This window comes from Myxococcus vastator, from assembly GCF_010894475.1.
GTDB classification, from domain to species: domain Bacteria; phylum Myxococcota; class Myxococcia; order Myxococcales; family Myxococcaceae; genus Myxococcus; species Myxococcus vastator.
Genome location: NZ_JAAIYB010000472.1, coordinates 1 through 6,226, shown reverse-complemented (window position 1 = coordinate 6,226; position 6,226 = coordinate 1). Strand labels below are relative to the sequence as shown.

At 68.2% G+C, this 6,226-nt stretch carries 3 protein-coding genes; 2 read left to right on the top strand and 1 reads right to left on the bottom strand.

The features are described 5' to 3' along the window. The first annotated feature begins 263 nt into the window (after positions 1–263). Together G4D87_RS31630 and G4D87_RS39065 are read left to right on the top strand one after the other, a co-directional pair. The gene (locus G4D87_RS31630) at positions 264–2,690 is read left to right on the top strand and encodes a tandem-95 repeat protein (protein ID WP_240358767.1); all 2,427 of its coding nucleotides are present in this window, start codon (positions 264–266) and stop codon (positions 2,688–2,690) included. A gap of 345 nt (positions 2,691–3,035) precedes the next feature. Further along, positions 3,036–5,138: a S8 family serine peptidase gene (locus tag G4D87_RS39065; protein ID WP_205507791.1), complete on the top strand. Its 2,103-nt coding sequence runs from the start codon at positions 3,036–3,038 to the stop codon at positions 5,136–5,138. Positions 5,139–5,214: 76 nt separating this feature from the next. Here the strand turns inward: G4D87_RS39065 and G4D87_RS31620 are convergent. Then, positions 5,215–6,226 (bottom strand): FAD-binding oxidoreductase (locus G4D87_RS31620; RefSeq protein WP_163786418.1); only part of this gene is annotated, 1,012 nt, incomplete at its 5' end.

Genomic DNA, 6,226 nt, shown 5'->3' with positions numbered 1-6,226 from the left:
CCCCTTCAGCCAACGACACGTTTCGGGACTTTACTGATAGAAGCTGAGTCCTCCGTGAACGTGTCGTGATTCGCGGCGGCAGGCGGACGCATGTCGTGGATTTCGTATCCATGGTACTCGGGTGCTTGTCGGCTGGTGGCCTGAGGACGTTGGCCATCCATGTGTTGCGCGCCGAATCGTCGGGAGCAAGAAGTGGTGTCGTTCATTCCATGGGGGGACGGTCCATTCCGGACTTCATCCTGCTCTTCGGGGGAAGACAATCGATGCGAAGCCGTCCTGGGGTGCTGTGGTCGTGGAGACTGGCGGTCACGCTGGCCCTATCGCTGGGAGCGTGTGGTGTGGAGTCCCTGGAGGAGAAAGTCCGTCCTCCGGAGGATGGGGTGTCGCAAGAGGACAATGGGGCGCTGACGCACGAGCGTCCGGAAGCCTCATTGACGTGGGACCCGTATGCGGACGCGGTGGCGTCGGGCACGACGGCGACGGTGCTCAACGCGAGCGCGGCGCTGGGCGCTCCGGACGGGCAGGCCGCGACCCTGCTCGGCTTGCTCAACACGGCGCTGGTGCTGGACCTGGGCCAGGGCGAGGAAGGCACCGGCGACCTGCGCGTCTACTACCAGGGCCTGTCATTGGCGTTGGTTGCCCAGGTGGACTTCCTGAAGGCGGATGGGACGTTCATTGGCTCCAGTTCGCTGCACCTGGTGGAGTTGGGCCTGGGGACGCATGTGGCGGTGGCGACGTACCCGGGGAACCAGCCCTATCGCTACGTGCGCCTGAGGGGCGCGGTGCTCGCGCTCTACCTGGTGGACGCGGTGGAGACGTCGCTGCGGCCCATCTGTGGTGATGGAGTGCTGGGCGGATTCGAAATCTGTGACGACGGCAATCAGCTCTCTGGAGACGGCTGCAACAGCGTCTGCGAGGTAGAGCCAGGATACACCTGCACGGGACAGCCGAGCGTCTGCGACAACAACAGAGCGCCCACGGTCGAGGACGTCCACACGACCACCCCCGAGGACACCTCGGTGAACATCACCATCCCCGCGGCGGACCCGGATGGCGACGCGCTTGACTTCTTCTACACCACGCCTGGCCATGGCACGCTCTCGCTCGCGGGGGCCTCGGTGACGTACACCCCGAACGCGAACTTCGCCGGAGAGGACAGCTTCCAGGTCACGGTCTCCGACGGAGAGAAGCAGGCAGCGGCCACCATCTCGGTCACGGTGACTCCGGTCAATGACGCGCCCGTGGCTGACTCCGCCACGGTGACGGCGGACTACAACACGTCACTGCCCATCACGTTGGCGGCCACGGACGTGGACGGAGACGCGCTCACGTACACCGTGACGGTGCCGCCCGCTCAAGGAGCCCTGTCCGGGACGGGCGCCCAGTTGCTCTACACGCCGGCCGCGGACTTCCAGGGGGAGGACTCGTTCACCTTCACGGCCAGCGACGGCGCGCTGACCTCCAATACCGCCACGGTCAGCATCACCGTCAGGGGACCGCCTGTCTGTGGCGACGGCCACACCGATTCGGGCGAGGTGTGTGACGACGGCAACCGCGTCGCGGGAGACGGCTGCCGAGCGGACTGCCAGGGCGTGGAGGTGTGCGGTGACGGACTGGTCGACAGCGTCACGGGAGAGCAGTGCGACGATGGCGGCACGACCCCCGGGGATGGCTGCGACGCCACGTGCCAACTGGATGCCTTCTCGAATGTGCCCCCCACGCTCGTCAGCGGGACGCTGAACTGCACCACGGCCGAATCGAACACGGGGCGCAAGGCGGCGGTGGATGCACTGGGGCGCTTCTACGTCGTCATGAAGTGCGGTGGCGATGTCCATGTCAGCGTGAGCGTGGACCGTGGCTACACCTGGGAGGGGCCCATTCCCCTGGGAATCACCAACGCGGCGGAGGTCGCGATTGAAGGCGGCCCCACGGGGGTCGCGTACGTCGCGGCCACCAGCGCCGGCGCCGTGATATTCACCCGGACCCTCGACGCGGGAGCGAGCTGGGAGGCGCCTCGAACCCTCAGCGCGGTGGCCAACTCCACCGTCAGTCTGGATTCCAGGGGCGACGCCCTCTACATCTCCGTCTCGCGAGGCGGCAACGCAGGGGTCCGCGTCCTCCGGAACTTCGCGCGAGGCGCGAGCGACTTCAGCGTGACGGACGTGGACCAGTTCAACGCCTATTTCGACGTCCTCGTGGACAAGGTCAGCGGAGATGTCTTCTCGGTAAGCGACGACCCCACCTTCCGCATCAGCCGCAGCAGCGACCAGGGGACCAGCTTCGGCCCGTTGAGCTCCCCGCCGGGGCAGGCGTTCTTCTCGGACTGGACGGGGTCCAACGGCTTCATCTACGCCACAGGCTCCTTCGGAGACGACAACGTGGACGTCATCCCCATGTCCGCGCCAGGGACGAGCACCCAGGTGCCAGGCCTCCCGACGGACGTCGGTCCCGGTCCCTTCCGGACGATTGACGCGGACGCGCTCGGCAACGGCTACATCGCCTCCCAGCGAGGGACGGGAGACATCCAGTTGGACCGGATGCTCGTGGGGGCCACCATGATTCTGGCCGCGGATGCCAGGACGGTGGGGCCGGGCGCCGTGCCAGCAGTCGCGGCACTCCCGTCGAACGGCGGCGCCCTGGTGGCCTACACGAACGGCACCAGTGTCTACACCTCGGTGGTGGTGTACTGAATCCACGGGGTCCCTGATGCGTGCCTTCCAGGTCGTGCGGGAGGCGCGCATTCAGGCCGCCGTGGATGAGGGTGCCTTCCGGGGCGAGGAGCCCGGCACCTTCGGAGAGTCCCACGAGCGCCTCTGGCGGACGCAGCCCCCTGAGCCTCCTGGTCGGCTGCATCAGCGTCTGGACGTCGTGCCGTGTCTCTCCAGGATGGCGCGGCCGTGAGGCCCTGAGACAGTCCGAAGCCGTCACGCTCCCATCACGCCCCACTTGATACCTCCATCTCACCGGGCGCGCGGCGGCCTGCATCGAGGGCCGCGCTCGCGCCGGAGGTAATCCGCATCCCAGGGGGCACACGCGTGAGACATCGCACAAGCAGGCTGCTGGCCGCAGGCATCGTGACACTGACCTTCACCTCCGCGCAGGCGGCGAGCCCAGGAGCAGCAGCGCCCGCCGCGAAGCTGCTCAAGGTCCGCGAGCCCGTGCGCGGGGAATACATCGTCGTCTTGAAGAAGGCCGAGGTGAAAGCAGCGGCACTGAAGGGGAGCGAGGACTCGCGGGGCGTCGTCACCCGGTTCTCGCGAGAGTTGAGCGAGCGCCATGGGGGAAAGCCACAGCGCGTGTACCACGCCGCGCTCCAGGGGTTCTCCGCGACCATGAGCGAAGCGCAGGCCCTGCGCCTCAGCGAAGATCCTCGTGTCGCCTACGTGGAGGAGAACGGAGTCATCCACCCGGGCGCGACCCGGTCGACCACGGTGGGGACACCGCCCGCGACCCAGAATGTCTGGGGCCTGGACCGCATCGACCAGCGGGACCTTCCGTTGAACCAGACGTACACCTTTGGCGCCCGGGGCGCGCATGTCCACGCCTACATCATCGACACGGGTATCACTTCGCATCAGGACTTCTCGGGGCAGCTCTCGCCGGGGTTCAATGCCGTCGGAGATGCAGGCGGCACGGGGGACTGCGGCAACAGGGGCAACCACCCCAGCCACGGTACACACGTGGCGGGGACCGTCGGAGGACAGCAGTTCGGCGTGGCCCCTGGCGTGAGCCTTCACCCGGTGCGGGTGTTTCCGTGCACGACGGGCGCGTCGTCGGACGTCATCGCCGGCGTGGATTGGGTGGCCGACAACCACCTGTTCCCCGCCGTCGCCAACATGAGCCTGGGGGGGAGTGCCAGCCAATCCCTGGATGACGCGGTCGAAGGGCTAATCGACTCCGGCGTGGTGACCATCGTCTCCGCCGGAAACGACGGCGTGGCTGCCTGCACCCAGTCACCCGCGCGACTGCCCGCGGCCATCACCGTGGGCGCCAGCAACGACCAGGACGCGGTCGCGGGATTCTCCAACCACGGGAGCTGCGTGGACCTCTTCGCGCCGGGCGTCGGCATCCGCTCCACCCTGGCCACCCCCGTGAATGGGGTTGGCAACATGAGCGGGACGTCGATGGCCGCGCCCCACGTCACCGGCGCCGCGGCCCTCTACCTTCAGCGCCATCCTGGGTCGACTCAGCAGCAGGTCCGTGACTTCCTCGTGGGCGAGGCCACGACGGGCCGGCTGACGGGACTTCCGGCGGGCTCACCGGATCGCCTGCTCTTCACGGGTGGCATCAACAGCTTCCTGCTCAACGTCGCGAGCGCACAGCCGCCAGTGGGCAATGACGGCCACTTCGAGGCGGCGGACTGGAACGGCGACAAGCGGCCGGACCTCTTCTTCATCCAGCCGCAAAGCCTGACGGGCTTCACGGAGGTCCACATCCTCTCCGGGGCCACGGACTACCAGACGTTCCTTGGACACTGGGTGACGGCGTTGCACACCACGAACGCGGACTGGGCCTTCGAGGTGGGTGACTGGAACAACGACGGCAGCCAGGACGTGTTCGCCATCCAGCGGGCAGGCGCCACCGCGACCGAGGTCCACATCCTCTCCGGGGCCACGGGCTTCCAGACGTTCCTGGCGCACACGTCCACCGCCCTGCACACGACGACGGGCGACTGGGACTTCAAGGTGACGGACTGGAACAAGGACGGCACGCTGGACGTGGTCGCCCTCAACTCCCAGGGCGCGGGAGGCCACGTGGAGGTCCACATCCTCTCCGGGGCCACGGGCCTCCAGACGTTCCTGCTGAACACGACCACCGCGCTCCCCAGCGCGGGGAGCTGGGAGTACGAGCTGGCGGAGGTCAATGGCGACGCGACCGTCGACCTGGTGGGCATCCTCCGCTCCGGGGGCAGCAACTCGACCGAGGTCCATGCCGTGTCCGGCGCGAGCGGCTTCTCCAGCTTCGTATTGCAGGCGGGCACCGCGCTGCATCCCACGAACGGGGATTGGACATTCGAGATGGTCCGGTGGGATGACCCGAACCTGTTTGGCTTCGAGCTGCTCGGGAACGGGCCAGACCTGGTCGCCATCAACCGGAATGGGCCGCTGGCCGTCGAGGTCCACATCCTCAATCCGTGATGCCTCCGGGAGCGGCGGCGGCCTTCGCGCCGCCGCCGGTCTCGGCCACTCACCTCCGCGCCACGGATGCGTTGTTTCAGGGCGTGCCGAGCGACTGCGCATGCCGGAAGACATTGTCCGGGTCATACTTCCGCTTCACTTCCTGGAGCCGCGAGAGGCTCTCTCCGTAGTACGCGCGCTCCCAGCCCTCCAGGCGACGGTCGGCGTAGCCGGAGTAGACTCCCGCCTGGGCTTGGGGGCGAACCTTGCCCCAGGACGCATCGACCCAGCCTCGCGCGTGCTCGCGCAGCGCCTCCGTGGAGCGCGCGCCGACCACCGTCGTGTGACGAATCATCATGCGTGCGCCGCGGTGCGGGAAGCAGGAGGTGTCATCACCGCGCGCGTAGGCGCCGCCCCAGGGAATGAACTCCAGCTCTCGGTGCTGCGCGTAGCGGCGGTCCACGGTCAGCGCCTCCACACAGGCGCGAATCGCGTCCGCGCCGAGCGGCGCGTCGAAGAAGTTGGAGCGAGTGAACTGGTAGGCGACGTCCCGATACGGAAGGCTCGGCATCCACGCGGGCTCCCCGTCATGGTTCAGCAGGCCCACGAGGTAGTCCGCGGCCTGGGCCGGTGCCAGCCGCCTGGCGTGAAGCTCGGACGCCGCCGGGCCAAGCCGCCGCTTCACGTCCTGGAGGTGCGCCAAAGCCCGTGCCTCGTCACCAAGGATGACGCCAAAGAGCTCCACGGAAGGGGGGCTCTCGTCATCGTCCAGCAGCGCGAGCCCCAGCTCCAGGTTGACGTCCGGGTCCGCCTCGGGCGCCCACGCCTGCCACTGCTCCACCAGCGCTGCGGCCTCTGACAGCGCCCAGCGCCCATGGCAGAGCGTGAGCGACTCCAAGGGGAAGGTCCGGAGCGCCAGGCGGGTGACGATGCCGAAGCCCGCGCTCCCGGCTCCACGCAGCGCCCAGAACAAGTCTGGCGCCTCGTCCCGGCTCGCGTGGACGAGGCGCCCATCCGCGAGGACAACGTCCATCCGCTCAATCTGGTCGGCGGTGAGCCCATGGCGGCGCCCCAGGAAGCCAAAGCCTCCCACGAGCCCGAGCCCGCCC